Source organism: Gulosibacter hominis (assembly GCF_904842695.1).
In the GTDB taxonomy this organism is placed as follows: domain Bacteria; phylum Actinomycetota; class Actinomycetes; order Actinomycetales; family Microbacteriaceae; genus Gulosibacter; species Gulosibacter hominis.
This window is the reverse complement of sequence record NZ_CAJGWQ010000006.1, coordinates 15,634-40,094: the sequence shown is the minus strand read 5'-3', so window position 1 is coordinate 40,094 and position 24,461 is coordinate 15,634. Positions and strand designations below refer to the sequence as shown.

Below are 24,461 nucleotides of genomic sequence, written 5' to 3'. Positions count from 1 at the left end.
CAGTATCCACATCTAAGCGCCCGCCAGAACCTGGTGGGCGCTCGCGTAGTCTTGGAGTGGTGGATCGCTTACAACTGAAAATTCTTCAGCAAGTTGAGGACTACGTGACGCCGTTCCAGGTGGTCGAGGGATTCGATGACCGCTGGTGGCACCGCATGGCTGGACGAGTCGGCGACGACACCCTGGGTGGCAAAGAGTACATCCAGTTTCTTGCCGATAGTGTGGAAGTCGGGCGCGCTGAGGTGACAGATTGGCCGCTCTCCGATAGCTACATCGGAGTTGACTCGACGGTGCCAACCAAAGAAATCTGGTTCTTCGAAATCCGCCATGACCTTCGCCGACAGCACTACGGGGGTGAGTTTGCAAGGCATCTGGTCAGCCACTACGCAGGCTACCCTTTGATCGCTTTCTCCGAAGGCGCTGACGAGTTCTGGGCAGGAATCGGTTGGCACTATTACCCACGTAAAGATGGGGATCCCCATTACCGTAAGCTGTTCGTTTCCCAGAAGATTGGCAAGTGATCTTCACCCGCCGGAAGTGAACCAGTCAGGCGGCCAAATCGTAGTCCGCGCGCTTTTGTATCCAGCGTGGCATGAAAGTTTCGCACAACTGGTCACGATGGATACAAGACCCCAGGGCGGAGCAGGGCCATCGAACAGCTTCGATACCGGCTATGAACTGGGATTTCCGGCTGCCGCGGACGTTTGGAGATTAGCCTGCTGTACCGCTGAGTATCTGGCACGTCACTACCCGGCTGGCGTCCGTAGAGGGGGTGAACCAGTCGGGATCTCGCGCGCAAGAATAGACGCGGGGTCTCGACAAATGATGCGGGTAGCACCTCTACCTGTAGACGATACCGCTTGCTATTCGTTCTTGCAGGTGGGCCGACGACCATCTGCACTCCTAGCCAACTACAAAGCTTTTAGCAAGTTGGGGGTCAAGTCCCTTGTAGTGGTGTAACGGTGTTTTCCTCTCGTTTGGGGTTTTAGCCTGCGAGTGCGGGCATGTCGGCATCGGTCGTGGTTGTGGGTGTGGTGATCAGGTTGAGGCGGCTCTTGGCGAGGACTTCCAGGCCGAGGTAGCGGCGGCCTTCTGCCCATTCATCGGTTTGCTCGGCCAGGACGGCGCCGACGAGCCGGACAATCGCTTCCCGGTTTGGGAAGATCCCAACCGCATCGGTGCGGCGCCGGATCTCGCGGTTCAGCCGTTCGGTGGGGTTGTTCGACCAGATCTGCTGCCAGACCTCGGTCGGGAAGCTGGTGAACGCGAGAATGTCAGCGCGGGCGGCATCGAGGTGGTCTGCGACGTCGGGGAGTTTCTCGGCGGTGTAGTCCAGTAGCCGGTCGAACTGGGCGTGAACAGCATCGGCGTCAGGCTGGTCATAGACGGAGTGGAGCATGGCCTTGACCGCCGGCCACAAGCTCTTGGGAGTGATGCTCATCAGGTTCGCGGCGTAGTGAGTGCGGCAACGCTGCCAGACGGCACCGGGCAGGTTCGCCGCGAACGCTTCCACGATGCCTTGGTGGGCGTCGGAGGTGACCAGCCGGACCCCGGACAGTCCTCGGGCGACCGGATCGGCGAAAAACTTGTTCCAGGCCGGGCCGGTCTCGCTCGTGGCGACCCGCATCCCTAAGACTTCGCGATGCCCGTCGGCGTTGACCCCGGTCGCGAGCATGACGACCGCGTTGACCACACGACCTCCCTCGCGAACTTTCATCGTCAACGCGTCGGCGGTCACGAACGTGAACGGCCCAGCATCGCCTAGTGGGCGGTGTCGAAGCTCGGCGACGTGCTCGTCCAACTCGGCGGCCATGCGAGAGACCTGGGACTTCGACAGCCGGTCGATTCCCAACGTCTTGACCAACTTGTCCATCCGGCGAGTACTGACTCCAGCGAGATAGCAGTCGGCAACAACAGTGATCAATGCGGACTCGGCGCGCTTGCGACGCTCCAGCAGCCACTCAGGGAAATAGGTGCCCTGGCGTAGTTTCGGGACCGCGATGTCCAAGGTCCCAACACGGGTATCGAGAGGCCGGTGGCGGTAGCCGTTGCGCTGGGCCCGTCGGTCAGGATCTGGGCGGCTGTACTCGGCACCTGCAACCGCATCAGCATTCGCAGACAGCAACTCGTTGATCGCAGTCTGCAACAGGTGACGCCTCGGCAAGCAGTTCGCCAAGCAGCCCGGCAGGGTCGACAATATGGGTAGCGGTCATCGTGTGGCCTTTCGCGAGTGAGTTGTAGGGGACGAAACTCGAGGATCACGCGGTGACCGCCCTGCTGTCCAGCACGACCACCCCGCTACACCACTATGAGGGACTCAACTCCCTTGGTGATTAGTAGCGCCCTCGCTCATCAGCGAGATGCTGTTCGCGCATGATCTCACTAGCGCCATGTTCGCGACAGCACCACGTGTGCCAAACGTGTCGAGGTACTCCGATTCGAGCTGTGGGTTTAGGGCTTGGCGCCTGGCACCGGGACCGCGTCCGCTAATCTGAGGTGTGTCTCAGCTGCCAACGAGACGACGCATCGGCGGCAGCCACGAAATCGTGGAACCGTCCGGGCCGACTAGACAATTCCTTAGGCGTGCCGGTTTCGGCGACGATAGCACCGTCCGCTAAGGGTTCGAGGAAGACCACCTGATCGGCGCTATCTATGGTGGATAGTCTGTGCGCTACCACGATCACAGTGCGGCCCTCAGATAGTTGACTGATGACGTCGCTAATCGCCGATTCATTCTCGCCGTCCAGCGCCGAGGTAATCTCGTCGAGCAGCAGTATCGGAGCATCCTTGATGAATGCCCGAGCGATTGCCACTCGTTGGCGCTCACCTCCAGACAGGCTCTGCCCGGCAGGCCCCACTTCGGTATCCCAACCGTGAGGCAGCGCCTCAATCACCCGATCAAGTCTCGCCTTGCGAGCTGCCTCTTCCAACTCGGCGTCCGTCGCATTGGGACGGGCAATCCGCAGATTCTCCCGGATCGTGGTGTCAAACAGGTAGGTGTCCTGGAACACCATCGAGGTCAGCTCCATGATCCGCGTGGTTGGAATCTCGCGCACGTCCACCCCGCCGATGGTCACGCTACCGGCGTCGACATCCCAAAACCTTGCGGTGAGACGCAAGATCGTCGACTTCCCGGCCCCTGACGGCCCCACTAGTGCGGTGACTGCTCCCTGCGGGGCGGTGAGCGAGACATCGTCTAGGACAGGCCGGCCTGACTCGTAGGAAAACGACACTCCTCGGAATTCAATCGACGTCCCACGCGGTTCCCGTGCCTGCTCGGAATCAGGTTCGGCAAGTGGCGCGGCATCAAGGATTATTCCCATCTGGCGCAACGCCACTGCGGCGTTATCGACCTCAGATGCGTAGAGCGCGGCTTTTGTGAGCGGCAGCAGCATGCGCGCACTGACCGCCGCGATCACCAGATACGCAATCGGGTCCAGACGCGCTCCGGTCACGAACGACAGCCCCAAGGCGAGCACCACCGCGAAAGTCACGTTAGCGATGAGGTTGAATCCTTGGGCAGGTCGGCCCTTGATCCGAAGCCCGGCCAACGTCGCCTCAGAGTCGGCTTGCAGAGTCTCTTGTACGGGGTCCCACGACGTCGCGGCACCCGTGGCTCGAAGCACCGGTTGTAGCCTGGCGAACTCAATCAACCGGCCGGCTGCGGCGGCCGAGGTACGGTCTTCCATGTCATTGGCTCTGGTTGTTGCCGCCGACATTTTCCGCCACGTGAGAATAAACGGCAAGATCGACACTGCCATGACCACAGCTAACGGCCACTCAATGAATGCGGTGGCAACGAGCATCACCAACGGCACGATGAAGGCGTTGCACAGGTTCGGGATCACCATTGATGCCAGATGCGACAGGGTGTTGATCTCCTTGGATGTCGCATTAGCCACATCCGCTTCGCGTTTGGCATTAAACCACCCAAGCGGCAGCTGCAAGACATGATCTGCTATGCGATCAATTAAGGTATCGCATACTTCATAGACGCTGATCCGATAGGAGCGGTACATCGCGAAGGTGTCGACCGTCACCGTGATCGCGCCGAGGATGGCAACGACGACGAGCCAGGTGCCAAGGGTTTCAGAGCGGGAGAATAATGCCCGAAGGAAGGGGATCATCAACGCCAGTGTGATGCCTTGTAGGACAGCGGAGAAGGCGAACCAGCCCACCAACGTACGCAACTCGGCCCTGTTGACGACCCTGATCATTAGTTTCCACATGAGCGTGTCTCTCCTTAGGCCATGTAATGGAGTTCTTGGGCCCGCCACATCTCGCTATAGGTCCCCGCTTGGTCGACCAAGTCCTCGTGCCTACCACGCTGAGTGATGTGGCCGTCCTCAATCACGAGGATCTGGTCGGCGTCTCGGATGGTGGCGAGTCGATGCGCGATGATGATCACCGTGCGCCCGGATGCCAGGGTGCTGAGCGCTTCGTGGATCGCACGCTCCGACTGGGGGTCTGCTTGCGCGGTGGCCTCGTCGAGAATCAAGATCGGCGCATCCTGCAAGTATGCTCGCGCCAGGGTGATGCGTTGCCGCTCACCGCCCGAGAGGAAGCCACCAACCTCGCCAAGCACGGTGTCATACCCCTCGGGCAGACGCATAATGCGATCGTGGATGCATGCCGCACGGGCTGCTGCCTCGACCTCGGCGCGCGTTGCCGACGGTTTCGACAGCGCGATATTGGTATGGACCGAATCGTTCGACAACGTTACGTCCTGTAGGACGATCGCGACGCGGGAAAGTAGCCACGAAAAACTCGCCTCGCGCACATCCACACCGCTGATGCGTACCACGCCATCATTGACGTCGTAAAAGCGCGCAATCAGCCGGGCCAGTGTGGACTTCCCTCCGCCCGACGGGCCCACCAGAGCCGTGACCGTTCCGGGCTCAGCCGTAAAGGAGACACCGTGCACAACGGGCACGTCAGGCTCGTAGGAGAAGGAAACCTCACAGACCTCAACTTGGCCGGGGTTTGGGCCCTCTTCTTGGGTGCGGCTGCCTTCGGGCATGGGTTTCTCGGAAAGCAGCTCTGCCGTGGTGCGAGCCGCCAGCTGCGACTCATAGATATGCTGCATCAGACCGACTAGCACCGTGAACCCCTCCGGGATGCCGGGAGCGATCAGGAAGAATGGCAGCGTCGCCGACAGCGTGCTCCAATCCTGCGCGACGAATAGCGCCGCCAGTAACGCGACCGTGACGAAGACCGTGGCTGGACGCAGTAGCGAACCGAGCAGACTAATCGCTCTGCCGGAGCGACGAACCCAGTCGAAGGAGATGGCAGAAAATTGCTGGCGGGCGGCGTTAAAGCGCGTTCGGGTCGCATCGGTGGCCTGGAAATTCTTGATCTCCTTAATGCCCTCAAGCATTTCGACGGTGGCTGCGGCCAGTGCGGTCTGGGCATGTCCGAATCGCTCGGTGATATCGCTATAGCCGCGCATGGTCGTGCTGACGATGATCACGATCGCTACGGCCCACGTTCCAAAGAGCGCGAGCGCCAGTCGCCAATCGACCCACACGAGATACCCGAGGCCTACGACCATCAAGACCACGGCGTTGGTGACATCACCGGGAACATGCGCAACGAGAGTATGGATGGCTGCGGTATCGTCACACACCATCTTGCGGATGGCCCCGTGCGGCACCTGCGAGACCCTACCCAAGGGCAAACTGCCCAGCGCTTGGACCACATTGCCGCGCAACCGATGTCGGAGCTTGGCTTCTGCCTCGTGGGTGACACCCAATCCAAACAGGTAGAGCAATTGGCCCACGAACAGCGAAAGCACCGCTATCACGGCCCAAACCCACGGCTTTCCGGTCCAGCCGGTGCGCACCTGCCCGTCAAGCCAGATCGCGGCCATGTTGTGTAAGGCGACGAACGGCACCAGCGTGACGATAGCGCCTAAGGCTGTGAGGACTGCGGAAAGGACCATCGCGCCCTTGGCCGGGCGGATTAGTGCGGCGACGGAAATACTCACATCGGGCTCCTGTCGAGTCGAGTCTTTCGAAACGTTCATTGGCGCCACCACCACAGCAACGCAGTAACGGCCCAAAGGAGGCCCACCAGGCACCAATCTCGCACCTGCCACGGCGTGTGTTGGAGTTCCGTGCGCCGCGGATAGGCGCTAAAGCCACGTGAATCCATCGACAGGGCAACCCGTTCGCCGTGCTGGACGGCGAGGATCGCCAGCGGCACGAGGGAACCCACCCATCGAATTGCGGGCGCTAACGGCCCCCATGATGCCCCAATACCCCGCAATGCCCGCGCTGTGCGCAACAGCTGGAAATCTCGCCGGAAACGAGTGACGAAGGCGACAGCCGCAGTTCCCGCCGCAGTGACCCGATAGGGAAGCTTGAACGTCGTCGTCAACGTGCGAAGCAGCGCTTCCGGATGAGTGCTGATGCCTGAAAGCAGCATGAGGGACAACAGTGCCCCGATACCGCTCGCTGCCGCAAGCTCGCCACCGTAATTGTAGAGTGGGCTGACCTCTTCAATGGTGTAGTTGTAGCGGAACACCGGCAGTAGCACAGCTGCGATGACCCAGGGTGCTAGCAGTGACATGACCGTTCGAGCACGACTCGCTCTCGCGGCTACCATGGCCAAGCTCGCTGCGATGAGCACTCCAACATTGACGGCCGGGTCCTTGCATACGAACACCATGACCATCGCCGGGATTAGCGCCAATAGCAACGTCACAGGATTGAACGATGAGAAGAGTCCACGGGGCACGGACGGCGAAGGCGGGTTCGCTGGTGCTGCGGATGCGGCGTTTTCACGAGTTTCGCTAACGGCAGCAGGTAGCGCGATGATGTGGCTGCAGCGTGATAGGGCAAGTTCTAGGTCGTGGGTGGCCATGATGACGGTTCTGCCCTCAGCGCGCAGTTCGTCGATGAAGGCCATGAGTTCGCAGGTATTCGCCCAATCCTGACCGTACGTGGGCTCGTCAATGACAATCACATCGCGGCTCTCGGCGACCATCGTAGCCACCGATAGTCTACGAATCTGGCCGCCTGAGAGAGTCAACGGGTGTTGGTCTCGATACTGGGAGAGATGGAATTGCTCCACGATAGCCTCGGCTTTAGACGCGGAAACATCCCCCGTGGAGATTTCGCCAGCCACGGTAGAACAAACCATCTGATGTTCCGGGTTTTGAAACACGTAGCCGACCTGGTGCCGCCCTCGCCGCACAACCTCTCCGCAGACCGTAGCGCGTTGTGCCTTTGATGGTATGAGACCCGCCAGCGCCGCGAGCAGGGATGTTTTGCCTGCGCCATTCGGCCCTATAAGCGCGATAAACTCGCCACCCCGTAGCCGCATAGAGATAGCTGGGGAACGTCCGGGAACACAGAAATCTGCCAGCTCTACCGTGGCGCTGCCTCCACCGTCGAGCGTGTCAATCGCATCGATGGTTTCCCATCCTGCTTCGGTGCGCCGCTGATATTGCACCGAATCACCACAGATCTCCGTGATGCGGGGAACTCGAATGCCCGCCTGCTCACAGGTCAAGGCGTGGTGCGGGGATTCGTCGCGTAACGCACGGGGCAGCCACACTCCGCACGCCTCAAGTTCCGCGGTATGGCCGAGAAAAACCTCATGTGGAGTTCCCTGCGCGATCACCGCGCCCTGCGCGTTGAGCGCTATGACGTGATCGCACAGGGGTAGGACCGGGTCGAGGTCATGGTCGATCACCACGATGCCCACGCCATCGCTAACCAGCTGTTGGATGACGCTGTAAAACTCGTCCGTGCCTTGCGTGTCAATCATCGATGTTGGCTCATCGAGGACTAGTAAGCGGGGCTGCATAGCCAGAGCTACCGCGATCGCTAGGCGCTGGCGTTGGCCGCCCGATAATCTCCATGGGCTCTCCCACAGCTTGGTCTCCAGACCAACCGCAGCCAATGCCTCGCGTACCCGTCGATCAATCTCAGGAACAGGCAGGCAGAGGTTCTGCAGCGCAAACGCGACATCGTCATACACCGTACGGGTAATGACTGCGGCATCCGGATTTTGTCCCACGTAGGCGACATTGGTAGCGATCAACTGGACCGTGGCGTCGGCGATTTCGGCGCCGGCAATTTGAACGCTGCCGGAGTATTCGGACGGCAGACAGTGGGGCACAAGGCCGCACACGGCTCGGACGAAGGTAGTTTTACCGCATCCAGAGGGCCCAATGACGGCCGTTACCTGACCGCTCAGGTGGACCAGGCTTGGACGTTGCAGCACCCACCGGTCCTGACCCAAGTAGTGAACGGAAAGATCCTCAACCGCCAGGAGCGCCCGCGCGGACTCGCTCACAGACCGTTGCTCGCTGCTCAAAGTGGAGGCCAGCCTTTCACTCACGATGGTCTACGCCTACGCCTGCATTGTTGAGCAAACGGGTTAGTCCGACGACGGCCAAACCGCCAATGACGGACGACGTGACTCCCACCAGCACGATCAGTCCCGATACCGAGATTCCCACCGCGTGCTTGAGCAGCGTGAGGTACAACAGGCTGTTAAAGGCCCCGAAGAATGCGGCGGAGATCAGATACGCCCACCACGTCCACTTCCGGTACAGCATCAACGCCATGGGAAACTCAACCAGGAGCCCGCCAATGACGTTACCGACAATCGCGGCAGGCCCAGTGGGAGTAGTAAATACGCTCACAACTCCGATGATCAGCGCGGCCAGCAGCGAAGCGCCCGGCCTTCGCACAACGGCCAGAGGAAGGAGGTAGGGAATGACCCAAAGTCCGAGAAGGGACACCCCGAGCCAGACTGCGCTCTGCGAAGCCGCACCCGCCGGCGCGATGTAGTTCAGTGGGATGAGGATGATGAGGCCGACCACCGACAGGGAGGCCACCATCATGAGATTTCGGGTACCTAGAATTGAGTCGGTTAATCCTCCGCGAGCTGAGCGTCGAACTGTACCGGATCGGTCTGTCACAGCAAACCCCCTTTTACTTAGGTTAGCCTAACCTAACTCCCGACTGGGGTCAATTCCCTTGAGCTAGACGTTGAGCCTACGCAGAGACGCAGCCCACGCATCGACCCCAGTTCCAAGAAATGCTGGCCCTTGCCCGGAAAGGAGCGGTCGACCTGATCCTCACCAAGTCGATCTCGCGCTTCGCTCGCAACACCGTCGACCTGCTCGAAACCGTTCGCGAGCTGAAAGACCTCGGGGTGGAGGTGCGATTCGAAAAGGAGAACATCTCCTCAACCAGCGCTGACGGTGAACTCATGCTCACCCTGCTGGCGTCTTTCGCGCAGGCAGAATCGGAGCAAATCAGCCAAAACGTGAAGTGGCGCGTTTGGAGAGGCTTCGAAGAAGGCAAAGCGAACGGCTTCCACCTGTACGGTTACACCGACTCCGCTGACGGCACCGACGTGCAGATCATCGAAGAAGAAGCAGCCGTGGTGCGTTGGATCTTCGCCCAGTACATGAAGAAGACCTCGTGTGAAAAGATGGCCGCACAGCTCATCGCTGACGGTAGGGTTCCGCACCTGGCTGATAACAAGTTGCCCGGGGAATGGGTCCGTCACATCCTGAAGAACCCGCACTACACCGGCGACCTCTTGTTAGGGCGATGGTCCACTCCGGAGGGCAGGCCTGGACGAGCAGTGCGCAACACCGGCCAGTTGCCGCAATACCTGGTGGAAAACGCGATCCCCGCGATCATCGACCGCGACACCTTCACCGCTGTACGAACCGAGATCACACGCCGCCGTGAACTCGGGGCCCGGGCGAACTGGTCCATCGAAACTGTGGCGTTGACGGCGAAGATCAAATGCGTGTCCTGCAACTGCTCGTTCGTGCGCAACGTACGCAATCCGAAAACCCAAAACTCGATCTCCACCGAGCACTGGATCTGCACCGAACGCAAGAAAGGCCGCAAAACCGGATGCGACACCTGCGAGATCTCTGACACGGCACTCAAAGGCTTCATCGCGCGAGTCCTGGGTATCGAGACCTTCGACCAAGAGGTGTTCAACGAGCGTATCGACCACATCGACGTGCAGGGAAAAGACCATTACACGTTTCATTACACCGATGGCACCAGCAGCTCGCACACGTGGCGACCAAACCTGAAGAAGAGCTCGTGGACCCCAGCAAGAAAAGCCGCCTGGGGTGAACTCGTGCGTGCCCGCTGGGCCGAAGCCAAAAGGCTCGGGTTGAACAACCCACGGCAAGCACCAACACCACCAGAAGCATTGGCGAAGTACCGGGCCGTGGCCAAGGCAGAGGCTGAGCGCCTGCGCGCCGAGCGAGGCGAACGCTAAATGGCCCGCACCGTCACAGCAATCCCCGCCACCCGAGCGCTCCACACTGGTGCTCCACTTGGACAAACAACCCTGCGCAGGGTCGCCGGGTATGCCCGCGTGTCCACCGACCACGACGATCAGGTCACGTCCTACGAAGCCCAAGTCGACTACTACACCCGCTACATTAGCGATCACGCGGGCTGGCAGTTCGTGAAGGTCTACACCGACGAAGGCATCACAGGCACCTCAACCAAACACCGCGCTGGATTCCAGCAGATGGTCACCGACGCGCTCGACGGCAAGATCGACCTGATCATCACCAAGAGTGTGTCCCGGTTCGCCCGCAACACCGTCGACTCGCTCACCACCGTTCGAACCCTCAAAGACAAAGGCGTGGAGGTCTTCTTCGAAAAAGAAGGCATCTGGACCTTCGACGCCAAAGGCGAGCTCCTCATCACCATCATGAGTTCCCTCGCCCAAGAAGAAGCCCGCTCCATCTCAGAAAACGTCACCTGGGGACACCGCAAACGCTTCGCCGACGGCAAAGTCACCGTCCCATACTCCCGCTTCCTCGGATACGACAAGGGTGAAGACGGCAACCTCGTCGTCAACCCTGAGCAGGCAAAACTGGTGCGCCGCATCTACGGCATGTACCTGCAAGGCCACTCCATCAGGCATATCGCGCACACCCTGACAGACGAGCCAGCAACCTACACGGCAGCAGGGAATAAAACCTGGCATTACCAGTCCGTGCGCTCCATTCTCACCAACGAGAAATACAAAGGAGACGCACTCCTGCAAAAGAGCTACACCGCAGACTTCCTCACTAAGAAGCAAGTCATCAACGAGGGCGAAGTACCCCAGTACTACGTCACCGGAAACCACGAGGCCATCATCAGCCCCGCCGTGTGGGACTTTGCCCAAGCCGAAATCGCTAAAGGCGCTAGAGATCAGCGAACACAGCACCGCACCCGCCCCTTCTCATCCACCCTCATCTGCGGCCAATGCGGACACTTCTTCGGATCGAAAACCTGGCACGCGGGCAGTAAGTACGAAAAGGTCATCTGGCGGTGCGGCCACAAATACTCAGGCCAGGAAAAATGCGCCACCGGGCACATCGACGATCAGCGCCTCAAAGACCTGTTCCTCGACGCCATCCAACTGCGCTTCGATAAGCCAGCCGATGACAGCACAAGCCAGGCGTTATTAGAGGTACTCGATACTAGCGACCTGGAAGTTCAAGCCGCAGGTCTAGTCGCCCAAATCGATGAGGTGGCCAAGAAAATCCAAGCGTTGATCGCCCACAACGCACGCGTCGCACAAGACCAACACGCCTATGAGCAGAAGTTCAACGCAGTCCACCAGCAGCACCAAGCACTCCTCGCGCGACATGCCGAGGTATACGCCCAGATCCAGAGCAAACAGAATAGCCTCGCCGCTTACCGCTACTACCGGCAAGAAACTACCAACCTCGAGATCAACAATCTAACCTTCAGTCCCTACCTGTGCGTGACTCTCCTCGACCACGCCACCGTCAGCCAGCATGGCACAGTGACGTTCATCTTCCGTGACGGAAGCCAACAAGACATCGCCAAGGACTGACCAGCTCATCAGCTATTCCAGTTGGGCTGCGGCTGCCCTCTCCAGAGATCCATTGCCTGCTGCAGCCCGCTGTTGACGGAAGCGTTTGGAAGTTGAAGCTGTGGGAGTTTATTAGCAGCTATCCAGGCATACAAATCAGCCATACTCTCCTCCCACGCCAGCAAATTGTTGCTACTATTGAGCTCTCTGTAGCGTTGAACAATATCCGCGGCTGGTGCTGGATGGTAGAGGGCGTAGCAAATATGATCCCCTGAGGGTGCAAGTAGGAACTCTGCGGTATTCAGGGGCTCACCAACTGCCGAGGCTGGCGAAGTCAGCGACTTCCACAGTCCGCACTGGTTCCCAACGAGTGGCATCAAGCCAGACGGGCCGCGACGCTCGACAACATCGTCGAACTGCAGAACCGAGGCGTCAATAAAGTCGTCCTCCTCGGTGATAACTACAACGTGTCCATTAATGTTTCCCGCGCTGTCAAGCGTTGGGCATCTGTTTCCTCTCTCGAAGCGGGACCAAGAGACGCGTACGACAGCTGGAACCGCGATTGCCGGTATCTCGAACCTAGTCAACGCCGTGAGCATGGCAGACGCGGCAGGTACGCAGACCGCGCCAGACGTACTGGGAGCTGCGGTCAAGAAGAAGCAAGCCAGTCCGGCAGTGTGAAGGAGGCGTGGGGGAATCTCGGTAATGAAGCTTTCAAGCCTCTGACGGGTAGTTTGATTCAATTCCATTAGTCAATTCCTTCGGCGTGAACCAATCAAGCGGCTAAATCGTAGTTGGCGCGCGTTTGTATCCGTTGTGGCATGAAAGTTTCGAGAATGCGCACCCCTTCGTCTGACAGCGACTTACCAAACGCCGCCCGCAGCAGCACCTCAGCCGAACGCACAATGTAATCGACCACCGGCACCGGGGTGAACACAATGCCCAACCGGTCGGCAAGCCGCGGAAACGCCTTCGAAAAGAACTTGTCGTACAGCGTCAACAGCATCTGCTGCTTCGCAGCCATCCCCTGCAGGCCGCGAATGCGTGTGGTCACCTTCGCATAAAACCCCTCAAGCGGTTCAAGCTCGCGCGCAAACCCGGCATTCTCGCCAAACTGCGCCACCACCTTCTCGAGTGCCGACGACACCGGGTTTTCGCGCGCAAAATCGCGGTCGGGGAACATCGCATCGAAAATCGGCAGCGTAATCATGTGCTGCGCCACCAGCTCGATAACCTCGTCGCGGGTAATCTCGGGATTCACCGTCTGCGACAGCGCCTTCATGAAGCCCTCAAACGGGCGCACATCGGTGCCCGGTGCATCCAGGTGTGTGGTGATCAGCGTGATGAAACTGCGCGCCAGCTTGTCAATATCTTTCGTCCAGTCGTCCCAGTACATCCGGTCGCCGACCTTCTGCACGATCTTCGCGTACACCGAGTCTTTCCACGCCGCATCAAAATCACCGCCGAGCCCCGGCAGCGCCACATCCACCGCCCGAGGCTGCGGCAATTCATCCACGCCCTCGGTGCCGATCTCGCGACCAGAACCGGTCTCGGTGCGGCGCGGCTTCGACAGATCGATCGCCTTGACCACGATTGTTTCGGGAGCGACCCCCGACACCGACATCTGGTTGATCTTCGCATCCAGCCGCTCATCGTGCGCCCGCAGCGCCTGCAGCACCTGCCACACCACCTGATAGCGGTCGTTCTCGTTCAGGGCTGCATCGGCCTCCACTCCCGCCGGAATCACCACCGGCAAAATAATGTAGCCATAGCGTTTACCCTCGGCGCGGCGCATCACACGCCCCACAGCCTGCACCACATCCACCTGCGACTTACGCGGGTTGAGGAAGAGCACCGCATCAAGACTCGGCACATCCACGCCCTCGCTGAGGCACCGCGCGTTCGAGAGCACCCGCGCCACCGGGCGGCCCAGCCGATCGGTGCCCGGTTCTTCTTTCAACCAGTCGAGCAGCTCTTCACGTTGCGTCGAGCGCATCGTGCCGTCAACATGCCGCACCTGCACCGTGAGGTCATCACTCGGATCATCATTGTCAATATCCGAAAGATGATCCTCTACCAGCGCCTGGAACTCACTCGCCACCCGCTGCGAAGTGCGAATATCCTTCGCGAAGGCCACCGCTCGACGCATCGGCTCAATATCGACTCCGAAGTCTTCGGCAAAACCTCCAACCTCACGCTTCGCCATCCCGTTCCAACAACCCACCAGCTTCGTCATGTCATCAAGCGGTAGCTCGTAGGTACTGTCGGCCACCTGCTGCTGGAACTCCTGTGCGATCTGGTCTTGCGACACCCCGAGCACCAGCACCTTGTAGTCGGTGAGGAGGTTCTCTTCAACGGCCTGCCCGAACGACAACCGGTACAGTTCTGGGCCGTACAGTGCCTCGTCGTCCATCGAAACAAGTTCGGCATCGTGCTGCGCCGCAGTGTTTTTCACTTGGTCGTTAAAAATGCGCGGCGTTGCGGTCATGTAGATACGCCGCGTTGCCTGAATGTAGTCATTATCGTGCACCCGCACGAACGAAGACTCATCCTCATCGCTCAGCGTCACGCCGGTGGTGCGGTGCGCCTCGTCGCAAATCACCAGGTCGAACGCTTCCACACCGAGTTGCTGCGCCTCGTGCACCGCCTGAATCGACTGGTACGTCGAAAACACCACCACCATGCCGTCGGCACCCGAAGCGAGATGGTCAAGCTTTTCAGCAAGCACGCGGCCGTCTGTTGTGGCCGGAGCCGCGAGCTCTTCAATCGCCACGCTGGTAATGTCACCAGTCTGTTTGCGACCGACCGTCGTATCCGAACCCACCACGAACGCCGTCAACGGCAGCTCGGGATCGTGCTGCTGCGACCACTCGTTGAGTGTCTGCTGCAGCAAAGCAAGCGACGGCACCATGAACAAAATCGTTGACCGGCCACCACCGGCAAACCGCTTGGTTACCCGCTCTGCGAGCTTCAGGGCGGTGAACGTCTTACCGGTACCACACGCCATGATCATCTTGCCGCGCTCGGTGCCGCGCTCAAACGCCGCCATCACCTGGCTCACCGCCTGGTGCTGGTGCGGCCGCAATTGCTTGAGTTCATGCATCCGCGGTGCCGTGCGCGGATCGAGCACGTTGTAGCTCGCCCAGTCAATATTCGAATGGCGCAACTGCTCGAGACCGATGCGTTTCACCGGTTTCGTGCGATTTTTCAGCGTCTCGAGCGCGTTCGCCGACCACGGCTGCGAAGTCGTGTCAACCCACAGCCCCTCAGCAAACTCATCACGCCCCACAAATTCAAGAAACGAATTGAGGTCGTCTTTGCGCACCCGATGCTCGGGCCGGAAAAACTTGGTTTGGATCGCCACAAGACGACCATCGCGACGCTGCGCCACAAGATCTGCGCCGGTGTCGGCACCGGTGCGATCCGGCCAGTCTTTCCACAGCCACACGTGAGCGAAGTCGCTCCCCCAGGTGCCGTCTTGCATCAGAAAGTGCCGCACCAACTCTTCGAAATAGTTGCCCTGCATCCGACGCGAATCGGCCAACTCCCGCAACTGGTCGAGAAGCTTGTCGAACTCAGTGTTTGGGGCGGCGGGGGTAAAAGCAACAGACAACGCGGCACTCCTTCATCGGATACCGCCTATTGTCACCCACAAACCGCTACCCGCACGAAGCAACGGGCCGGGACACGCACATACGCGCATCCCGGCCCCTGCCGCGAACAGAATCAATCCGTTAGAAGTCCCAGTCGTCATCCTCGGTCGACTCGGCCTTACCGATGACATACGACGAACCCGAGCCCGAGAAGAAGTCGTGGTTCTCGTCGGCACCGGGCGACAGCGAGGCGAGGATGGCCGGGTTCACATTGCACACCTCGGCCGGGAACATCGCCTCGTAGCCGAGGTTCATGAGCGCCTTGTTCGCGTTGTAGTGCAGGAAGCGCTTCACATCTTCCGACCAGCCCACACCGTCGTACAGGTCGTGGGTGTACTCGATCTCGTTGTCGTACAGCTCCATCAGCAGCTCAAAGGTGTAATCCTTGAGCTCCTGCTGACGCTCGGGCGACTGCTTTTCAACCTCGCGCTGGAACTTGTAGCCGATGTAATAGCCGTGCACCGCCTCGTCGCGAATGATCAGGCGAATGATGTCGGCTGTGTTCGTCAGCTTCGCCTGCGACGACCAGTACATCGGCAGGTAGAAGCCCGAGTAGAACAAGAACGACTCGAGAAGCGTCGATGCCACCTTCTTCTTGGCCGAATCATCACCGTGGTAGTAACCCATGATGATTTTCGCCTTCTTTTGCAGCTGCTCGTTCTCGCGGCCCCAGCGGAAAGCGGCGTCAATCTGCGGGGTGTTCGCCAGCGTCGAGAAGATCGACGAATAGCTCTTGGCGTGCACCGACTCCATAAACGCGATGTTCGTGTACACGGCCTCTTCGTGCTGCGTCACCGCGTCGGGGATCAGCGAGACCGCACCCACCGTGCCCTGCAGGGTGTCGAGCAGCGTCAGCCCGGTGAACACGCGCATCGTCAGCGTCTGCTCATCCTCGGTGAGCGTGTTCCACGACTGAATATCGTTCGACAGCGGCACCTTTTCGGGCAGCCAGAAGTTATTGGTCAGACGGTTCCAGACCTCGAGGTCTTTCGGGTCATCAATTCGGTTCCAGTTGATCGCCTCAACTGAGTCGAGCAGGTGGTCGCCCATGACGTGTAGTCCTCCGTGTGATTGCGTGCGAAATAAGTCTATGGCTCAGCGGTTCCACTGAATTTTTAGTTGGTAGGCGTAGGGAGATCGGCGTGGTGGTCGTACTCGGCAACACCAACTTGCCAATACCCGTTGAACTGTCCGAACAGCCCCTCGCGGGCAAGCTCGCCGGCACGGCCGCGCAGCTGCGCGACACCGTGCGCCTCACCGGCACCCCAGATGAGTACGCGCTCATCGGCGGGGATGCGTGCCACAACCTCGGCTGCCACGGCACCCCAGTCGTCGGCACGCTTGAGCTCGTGCTCAAACAGCTCGACACCCTCGGGCAAATCAAGCGCCGCCACATCGCGGATGCCAAGCAGGTGCAGCTCCCCCGGCAGCTGGAAATCATCCAGTCGCCGTTCGGCTGCGGGAAGCGCTGCCGCATCCACCACCGCGATAACGCGGTCGAGCGGTTCCACAACCTGACGTGAACCGCGCGGGCCCATGATGGCGCATTCGTCGCCGGGCTGGGCGCGGTTGAGCCACTGCCCCACGACGCCGCCGGCGTGCGCGACGATATCGATGCGTAGGCGCTGGTCGTCACGGTCGATGGCACGCGGTGTCATATCGCGCAGCCCGAGTTCGGCACGGTTGGTGATCCGACCGGTTTCAGGATCAGTCTGGGCCGCCACGAGCTCACCGGATGCGTTCGGCACCTGCAGCTTGATGTGGTCGCCACCCGCGGGCGAAACGAAATCGTGTAGCTCGGCACCGGTGAACCAGCAGCTCACGAGGTTGTCGGCACGCCAGTGCATCGATTCGAGCCGAACCTGGCGGGCATGCGGCTCGAATCGCGTGAGTTCAGTGGCGGGGCTTGCAAGTTTGGTCATCTGAGTTAGCTCCTAGCAGCGGCGGGGCCGTCGCTGCTGCAACGACCCCGCTTCGGGTGCTTCATGCTAGAGCATGCAGCTCACGCACTGGTCAACTTCGGTTCCCTCCAGCGCCATCTGACGCAGGCGGATGTAGTAGATCGTCTTAATGCCCTTGGTCCAGGCGTAGATCTGCGCGCGGTTAATATCGCGCGTGGTCGCCGTGTCTTTGAAGAACAGCGTCAGCGACAGTCCCTGGTCGACGTGCTGGGTGGCCGCCGCGTAGGTGTCGATGATCTTTTCGTAGCCGATCTCGTATGCATCCTCGAAATACTCGAGGTTGTCGTTGGTGAGGAATGGTGCCGGGTAGTACACGCGCCCGAGCTTGCCTTCCTTACGGATCTCGATCTTCGAGGCGATCGGGTGAATCGACGAGGTCGAGTTGTTGATGTACGAAATCGACCCGGTGGGCGGCACCGCCTGCAGGTTGCGGTTGTACATGCCGTACTGCTGCACATCGGCCTTGAGCTGACGCCAGTCGTCCTGCGTGGGAATATCGTGCCCCTCAAACAGTTCACGCACACGCTCAGTGGCGGGAGCCCACTCCTGGTCGATGTATTTGTCAAAAAACTCACCGGTGGCGTACTTCGACTCTTCAAACCCGTCGAAGCGCTCGCCGCGCTCACGGGCGATGGTCATCGACGCGCGAATTGCGTGGAACAGCACGGCGTAGAAGTAGATGTTCGTGAAATCGAGACCCTCTTCCGAACCGTAGTGCACGCGCTCACGACCGAGGTAGCCGTGCAGGTTCATCTGGCCGAGGCCGATGGCGTGCGACTTCGCGTTACCGTCACGGATCGACGGCACCGAGTCGATCGAGCTCATGTCACTCACCGCGGTGAGGCCGCGAATCGCCACTTCAACCGTTTCGCCGAGGTTTTTGCTGTCCATTGCCATGGCAATGTTCATCGAGCCAAGGTTGCACGAAATATCGTCACCGATGTGCTCGTAGCTGAGGTCGGCGTTGTAGGTGGAGGGCGAGTTCACCTGCAGAATCTCACTGCAGAGGTTCGACATGTTGATCCGGCCGGCAATCGGGTTGGCCCGGTTGGCGGTGTCTTCGAACAGGATGTAGGGGTAACCCGATTCGAACTGAATCTCGGCAACGGTCTGGAAGAACTGACGGGCATCGATGCGGGTTTTGCGGATGCGGTCGTCATCAACCATGTCGTAGTAGTGCTCGGTGATCGAAATGTCACCGAACGGCTTGCCGTACACGCGCTCGACATCGTAGGGCGAGAACAGGTACATCGGCTCGTTCTTTTTCGCCAGGTGGAAGGTGATGTCGGGGATGACGATGCCGAGTGAGAGGGTCTTGATGCGGATCTTCTCGTCGGCATTTTCACGCTTGGTGTCGAGGAAGCTGAGGATGTCGGGGTGGTGTGCCGAAAGGTAGACGGCACCGGCACCCTGACGAGCACCGAGCTGGTTCGCATACGAGAACGAGTCTTCGAGCAGCTTCATAACCGGGATGATGCCCGACGACTGGTTTTCGATCTGCTTGATCGGAGCGCCCGCCTCGCGGATATTCGAGAGGTTGAATGCAACACCGCCGCCACGCTTCGACAGCTGCAGCGCCGAGTTAATCGAGCGACCGATCGACTCCATGTTGTCTTCGATGCGCAGCAGGAAGCAGCTGACGAACTCGCCGCGCTGCCGCTTACCAACGTTGAGGAAGGTGGGGGTTGCCGGCTGGAAACGTCCCGAGAGCATCTCATCGACGAGCTTGCGAGCAAGTTTTTCATCGCCCCGTGCGAGCCCGAGCGCAACCATCAGCACGCGGTCTTCGAAGCGTTCGAGGTAGCGGCCACCGTCGAAGGTTTTCAGCGCGTACGAGGTGTAGAACTTGAACGCACCCAGGAAGGTGGGGAAACGGAACTTCTGCTTGAAGGCATGGTCGCGCAGTTCGGCGATAAATTCGCGCGAGTACTGGTCGATAACCTCGGCCTCGTAATACTCGTTGTCAATGAGGTAGCGCAGCCGCTCGTCGAGGTCGTGGAAAAACACGGTGTTCTGGTTAACGTGCTGCAGGAAGTACGCGCGTGCGGCCTCGCGGTCTTTATCGAACTGAATCTGGCCGTTCGCGTCGTAAAGGTTGAGCATCGCGTTGAGCGCGTGAAAATCGAGCTCGCTGTGAGTGTTCTGATCTGTACTGGCCATTACGCCACTGCCTCCATTTGTTGCCAAAACTGGTCGAGCCCCCGGTTCACTTTTTCGGCATCTTCCGGGGTGCCAAAGAGTTCGAATCGATAGAGCACCGGCACATTGCACTTGCGGGCGATGATGTCGCCCGCAAGGCAGTAGCCGACGCCGAAGTTAGTGTTGCCGCCAACGATCACCCCGCGCAGGAGTGCCCGATTGTCTGGCACGTTGAGAAACTTGATCACCTGCTTGGGGACGGCGCCCTTGGTGGTGCCGCCACCGTAGGTGGGCACGATGAGCACGAAGGGCTCATCGGCGAGAATCGTGTCGTCGCTCGTGCGCAACGGGATGCGACGAGCTTCGCGACCAAGTTTCTCTACGAATCGTTGCGTGTTTCCAGACACGCTCGAAAAGTAGATCAGCCTGGCCATTGCGATTCCTAGGCCGAGAGCAGGTTTTTGAGCTCGTTGATCTTGTCGGGGCGGAATCCCGACCACGAGTCGTCGCCGGCAACAACCACCGGAGCCTGCAGGTAGCCGAGCTCCTTCACCGTCTGCAGCGCCTTCTCGTCTTCCGACAGGTCGAACACTTCGTACTCGATGCCCTGCTTATCGAGGGCACGGTAGGTGGCAGTGCACTGGACGCAGGAGGGCTTGCTGTACACAGAAATAGTCATTTGAGGGGCCTCGATTTAGTGATTTGATCTGGAAATTACCGGCGGGATGCGGAGCTGATACTGGATCGGCTCGTGCCCGTTAGCGAATGGGTTGCGACCGCCGCTACAACTCTCGTCAGCCACAACATCTTGTGCCTGATGAGGCTAACACCACTAGATGCTGTATTACAAGCGTGTAGTTCTCCACATGAAATTCCACAGCAAATCGGCGTGTCGGCGAGCTTTTCCACCAACTATCAACAAGCAATTCACACCTCCCATCAGTTGCTGTGCACAACTCCATCACCAGCCACCGACATTTCCGTCGCTTCGCCCGCATCCGGCCCGCCGCATCCTCACCCACCGACGAATGCGAGAGAATAAACCGTCACCGCACTGCATCCCCGCCAGATTGAGGACCAACCATGACCGAACCCGCCGAGACCCGCGGCCGCACCCTGCAAGAACTCGTTGAGCTACTGCCCGGTGCCCAACTCGTTTCGGCCGCAAGCGGACAGCTGCGCGTAACCGGCGTCTCAAGCTCAACCAACTCGGTCAGCGCCGGCGATCTTTTTGTTGGCGTTCCCGGAGCCCGTCGACACGGCGCCGAATTCGCCGCCGCCGCCCAGCGCGCCGGCGCTCTCGCCGTGCTCACCGACGCGCCGGGTGTCGAATACGCGCGGCCCACCGGGCTGCCAATCATCGTGGTGGATGCGCCGCGCGAACTCCTCGGCAAAACTGCGGCGCTGGTCTACGGCACCGAGGCAGGAAACCCCACGCTGATCGGTGTCACCGGCACCGATGGCAAAACCACCACCTGCTACCTGCTGCTCGCGCTGCTTGATGCGCTGCACGTCCGCAGCGGCCTGTCGAGCACCGTCGAACAGCGCATCGGCGAGCGGATCGTATCCACCGAACGCAGCGGCGGACTCACCACCCCCGAAAGCGACTACCTGCACGCACTCGTAGCCGAGATGCGCGCCGAGCAGGTTGCAGTGGCCGCTCTTGAGGTGTCTGCCCACGCCCTCACCCGCCACCGCGTCGACGGGTTCGTGTTCGACTCGGCCATCTTCACGAACCTCTCACAGGACCACCTCGACGACTACGCCGATATGCGCGAATATTTCGCCGCTAAGGCCGAACTCTTCACTCCTGAGCGCGCCCACCGCGGCGTGATCTCCATCGATGATGACTGGGGCCGTGAACTCGCCTCGATCGCCTCGGTGCCGGTAGAAACGGTCACCACCCGCGCCGACCTCGACGCCGATTGGCATTTCAACGCCGAACAGGTCTCCCTCACCCGCACCGACTTCACGCTCACCCACCGCGAGGGCCGCACCCTCAATAGCAGCGTCAGCCAGCCCGGCTGGTTCGTCGCCTTCGATGCCGCGCTCGCAATTGTGGCGCTCACCCAAACCGGCACCCCGCTCGAAGAGATTGCCGCGGCCCTCGAAGCCATCGGAGGGCTGCAAGTCACTCTGCCGGGCCGACTCGACGTGGTCAACCCCGACGGCCCCGGCCCGCGCATCTACACCGACTACGGCCACACTCCCGGCTCGATGCGCACCGTGCTGTCGAGCCTGCGTCAGCTCACCCCCGGCAAGCTTTTCGCTGTGTTTGGTGCCGACGGCGACCGCGACACCACAAAGCGCCCCGATATGGCCCGCGCCGCAGCCATCGCCGATGTGGTGGTCATCACCGACTACAACCCGCGATTTGAAGACCCGGCCGCCATTCGCGCGGCTTTGCTCGACACTCTCCACAAAGAGTTCCCCGAACACGAGGTGCATGAGGTCGCCGACCCGGCCGCGGGCATCGCCAAGGCGGTATCAATCGCCACCGAAAACGACGTGATTTTTATCGGCGGTAACGGCCACGAACTCGCCCGCGAAGTGCGCGGCGAACACATCCCCTACTCGGTGAAAGACGCCGCGCGCGCCGCGCTGCGCGAAGCGGGTTGGCAGGTGCCCGACCCCCGCTAGTATTTCCTCACGTCGAACTCGCCGGGGGCGCGCATCCAATTGCAGCCCCTGGCGGGTTCAGTCATCCGCAGAGCCGCATCGACCAATGAGAGGAGCCCCGTGCGCATCTATCTCGAAGCACTCCGCATCCGCTATGTCGCGCGGCTGCTGTTCTCGCAGCTACTGGCCCGCTTTCCCGCCGGGATGCTGTCGGTGGCGCTACTCATCCACATCGAACAAACCTACGGCGACTTCACCGCCGCCGGGTTCACGATCGCCGCATTCGCAATCGGTCAGGGAATCGCCGGACCCCTTGGCGGCCGGCTGCTCTCACGCTTCGGGATGCGCACCGTGCTCGTGCCCACCATCGCGCTGAGCTCGATCACCCTCGCCATCCTGGGGCTCACCACTCCCCCGATGCAGCTGCTGTTCCCGCTCGTGTTCATCACCGGGCTCACCATCCCGCCAATTCCGCCGGCGGTGCGCACTGTCTACCCCAAGATCACCGATAGCTCGCGTATCAACACCGTGTTCGCCATCGACGCGACACTGCAAGAGATCATCTGGATTCTCGGGCCGCTACTCACCACCATCATCGCGGCGACGCTCGGTCCGCGCACCGGGATTTTGCTGTGCTCGGCAGTGTTGCTTGTCGGCGGTATCTGGTTCGTGACTTCCAAGCCAATCGGGCAGGTGCGCATCCCCAACTCGCCACGAAAAATGGGGGCCGTACTGCGCGAGCCAGTCGTGCTGATCATGACCGTCGTCTTCATGTTTGGAATCGGCACCTGGGGCGCACTGGATGCGGCAGCGATCGCCCACTTCGGTCACGAAGACCCGTTCGTGGGGGTCGTGCTCGGTCTTTCGGCGGTGGGATCGCTCATTGGCGGGCTCGGCGCCGGACTACTGGCGATGCCACGCTGGTCGCTGGCCGCGCGCGTTGGCCTGGGCGTTATTGGCACCACACTGGCACTGTTTTCGCTCGGCAGCCCGCTGATGTTCATCCTCGCGTTTTTTATTACCGGGATGTCGTCGTCCCCGATGATCGCGCTCGCCAACTCGGCCGTCAGCGCCACCGTGCGCTTCAGCGACACCGCCGAAGCGTTCGGGTGGCTCGGCACGGCACAGCTCGTTGGTGTGGCAATCGCCAGCGCCTTCGCCGGCATCGCCATCGATGCGATGGGCGCCCTGGGCGGCCTGCTTATCGGCGCGGGATTTTCGGCCGCAGCGCTTATCGTGTCGCTCGTGGCGATCCCCTGGCTGCCCGACCTGAGCGACGGCACCGCGCTTCCCCGCGCCGACACCGCCCCGATTGTGCTTCCCGACACCGACCAGGCCTAGTCGTCTCACGATTTCAACAAACCTACCCCCGCGGGATGCGCCAAGTGCCGCCAGCGACTACGGTGGCAGTCTGTGACCAACTCACTCGATATTCGGCTCAACGACGGACACACGATCCCGCAACTCGGGCTCGGCACCTACAAGATGGATCCGGCCGCCACGGCAGAACTTGTGGCGCAGGCGATCGACATCGGCTACCGCCACATCGACACCGCCACGCTCTACAACAACGAAACCGGAGTCGGTGAGGGCCTGCGTCGTTCTGGTATCGACCGCGACGAGGTATTCATCACCACCAAGGTGTGGCAAGACATGCAGGGCTACGACGCCACACTGCGCGCCTTCGACGAGTCGCTCGAACGGCTCGGGCTTGAAGAAGTCGACCTCTACCTCATTCACTGGCCGGCCCCCGCACTCGACCGCTATCTCGAAACCTGGGATGCACTTGAGCGGCTTCACGACGAGGGCCGGGCGCGCTCGATCGGTGTCGCCAACTTCAAAACGCACCACCTCGAGCGACTGATCAAAGAGGCTGATGTGGTGCCCGCAGTGAACCAGGTGGAGCTGCACCCGGCATTCCAGCAGCCCGAACTGCGGCAATTTCACATGCAGCACGGTATCGCCACCGAAGCGTGGGCGCCGCTGCGGCGCGGGGATGCGCTTGCCAAGCCGCTCGTACAGGAGCTCGCCGAAAAATACGGCCGCACCCCGGCCCAGATCGTGCTGCGCTGGCACCTCGAAATCGGCAATATCGCGATCCCGAAGTCGTCGCGTCCCGAGCGGATGCGCGAAAACCTCGGCGCCGCCGAATTCGCGCTCGACGCTGACGATCTGGCACGGCTCGCGCAGCTCGACACCGACACTCGCACCGGCAAAGACCCGGACGACTTCAACTAGGCAGCTACACAGGTGGGTC

Annotated in this window: 17 protein-coding genes and 2 pseudogenes; 7 read left to right on the top strand and 12 right to left on the bottom strand. The window is 60.6% G+C overall.

The window, feature by feature from the left end; translation table 11 throughout:
- Positions 1-59: 59 nt before the first annotated feature.
- Entirely contained in the window at positions 60-521 is a 462-nt protein-coding gene (locus JMV54_RS05485) for a GCN5 family acetyltransferase (protein WP_129288954.1), read from the top strand.
- A 464-nt stretch (positions 522-985) separates the two neighbouring features.
- Here the strand turns inward: JMV54_RS05485 and JMV54_RS05480 are convergent.
- From JMV54_RS05480 to JMV54_RS05460, 5 genes and pseudogenes are all read right to left on the bottom strand, one after another.
- Positions 986-2,213 (bottom strand): annotated as a pseudogene (locus JMV54_RS05480) (IS256 family transposase).
- Positions 2,214-2,486: 273 nt separating this feature from the next.
- On the bottom strand, positions 2,487-4,229 hold the full coding sequence (locus tag JMV54_RS05475) for an ABC transporter ATP-binding protein (RefSeq protein ID WP_070491505.1): 1,743 nt from the start codon (positions 4,227-4,229) through the stop codon (positions 2,487-2,489).
- A 14-nt stretch (positions 4,230-4,243) separates the two neighbouring features.
- Positions 4,244-5,986, bottom strand: coding sequence for an ABC transporter ATP-binding protein (locus tag JMV54_RS05470; RefSeq protein ID WP_201517944.1), 1,743 nt, complete (start codon positions 5,984-5,986; stop codon positions 4,244-4,246).
- Between the two features lie 35 nt (positions 5,987-6,021).
- Positions 6,022-8,232: an ATP-binding cassette domain-containing protein gene (locus JMV54_RS05465; protein WP_230972830.1), complete on the bottom strand. Its 2,211-nt coding sequence runs from the start codon at positions 8,230-8,232 to the stop codon at positions 6,022-6,024.
- A gap of 109 nt (positions 8,233-8,341) precedes the next feature.
- On the bottom strand, positions 8,342-8,857 hold the full coding sequence (locus JMV54_RS05460) for an ECF transporter S component (RefSeq protein ID WP_230972829.1): 516 nt from the start codon (positions 8,855-8,857) through the stop codon (positions 8,342-8,344).
- A gap of 185 nt (positions 8,858-9,042) precedes the next feature.
- On the opposite strand from JMV54_RS05460, the pseudogene JMV54_RS10765 reads away from it, so the two are divergent.
- The 3 genes and pseudogenes from JMV54_RS10765 to JMV54_RS05450 form a co-directional block, all read left to right on the top strand.
- Positions 9,043-9,309, top strand: a pseudogene (locus JMV54_RS10765) (recombinase family protein); the annotation flags it as partial.
- A complete protein-coding gene (locus tag JMV54_RS05455) occupies positions 9,286-10,269 on the top strand; it encodes a recombinase family protein (protein ID WP_269144491.1) in 984 nt (327 codons plus the stop codon). The pseudogene JMV54_RS10765 and the gene JMV54_RS05455, both read left to right, overlap by 24 nt.
- Positions 10,270-11,853 carry a recombinase family protein gene (locus JMV54_RS05450; RefSeq protein WP_201517941.1) on the top strand — a complete coding sequence of 528 codons (1,584 nt, stop codon included), beginning with the start codon at positions 10,270-10,272 and terminating at the stop codon, positions 11,851-11,853. It abuts the gene before it with no gap.
- Positions 11,854-11,861: 8 nt separating this feature from the next.
- Here JMV54_RS05450 and JMV54_RS05445 read toward each other — a convergent pair whose 3' ends face one another.
- From JMV54_RS05445 to nrdH, 7 genes are all read right to left on the bottom strand, one after another.
- Positions 11,862-12,581, bottom strand: a complete 720-nt coding sequence (locus JMV54_RS05445; RefSeq protein ID WP_201517940.1) for a hypothetical protein — start codon at positions 12,579-12,581, stop codon at positions 11,862-11,864.
- 26 nt (positions 12,582-12,607) lie between these two features.
- Complete coding sequence (locus tag JMV54_RS05440; RefSeq protein ID WP_201517939.1) at positions 12,608-15,445, bottom strand: restriction endonuclease; 2,838 nt, start codon at positions 15,443-15,445, stop codon at positions 12,608-12,610.
- A 121-nt stretch (positions 15,446-15,566) separates the two neighbouring features.
- The gene (gene nrdF, locus JMV54_RS05435) at positions 15,567-16,535 is read right to left on the bottom strand and encodes a class 1b ribonucleoside-diphosphate reductase subunit beta (protein ID WP_201517938.1); all 969 of its coding nucleotides are present in this window, start codon (positions 16,533-16,535) and stop codon (positions 15,567-15,569) included.
- A 65-nt stretch (positions 16,536-16,600) separates the two neighbouring features.
- The gene (locus JMV54_RS05430) at positions 16,601-17,407 is read right to left on the bottom strand and encodes a siderophore-interacting protein (protein WP_201517937.1); all 807 of its coding nucleotides are present in this window, start codon (positions 17,405-17,407) and stop codon (positions 16,601-16,603) included.
- Positions 17,408-17,473: 66 nt separating this feature from the next.
- The gene (nrdE, locus tag JMV54_RS05425; RefSeq protein ID WP_201517936.1) at positions 17,474-19,606 is read right to left on the bottom strand and encodes a class 1b ribonucleoside-diphosphate reductase subunit alpha; all 2,133 of its coding nucleotides are present in this window, start codon (positions 19,604-19,606) and stop codon (positions 17,474-17,476) included.
- Positions 19,606-20,019 (bottom strand): class Ib ribonucleoside-diphosphate reductase assembly flavoprotein NrdI, encoded by a 414-nt coding sequence (gene nrdI, locus JMV54_RS05420; protein ID WP_201517935.1) that lies wholly within the window; start codon positions 20,017-20,019, stop codon positions 19,606-19,608. Before nrdI ends, nrdE begins: the two co-directional genes overlap by 1 nt.
- An 8-nt stretch (positions 20,020-20,027) precedes the next feature.
- Entirely contained in the window at positions 20,028-20,264 is a 237-nt protein-coding gene (gene nrdH / locus JMV54_RS05415) for a glutaredoxin-like protein NrdH (RefSeq protein ID WP_201517934.1), read from the bottom strand.
- A 404-nt stretch (positions 20,265-20,668) separates the two neighbouring features.
- On the opposite strand from nrdH, the gene JMV54_RS05410 reads away from it, so the two are divergent.
- The 3 genes from JMV54_RS05410 to JMV54_RS05400 all read left to right on the top strand — a co-directional run bounded on the left by JMV54_RS05410 (position 20,669) and on the right by JMV54_RS05400 (position 24,442).
- Complete coding sequence (locus tag JMV54_RS05410) at positions 20,669-22,225, top strand: Mur ligase family protein (RefSeq protein ID WP_201517933.1); 1,557 nt, start codon at positions 20,669-20,671, stop codon at positions 22,223-22,225.
- Between the two features lie 99 nt (positions 22,226-22,324).
- A complete protein-coding gene (locus JMV54_RS05405) occupies positions 22,325-23,545 on the top strand; it encodes an MFS transporter (protein ID WP_201517932.1) in 1,221 nt (406 codons plus the stop codon).
- A gap of 72 nt (positions 23,546-23,617) precedes the next feature.
- Positions 23,618-24,442, top strand: coding sequence for an aldo/keto reductase (locus tag JMV54_RS05400; RefSeq protein ID WP_201517931.1), 825 nt, complete (start codon positions 23,618-23,620; stop codon positions 24,440-24,442).
- The last annotated feature ends 19 nt before the right edge of the window (positions 24,443-24,461 follow it).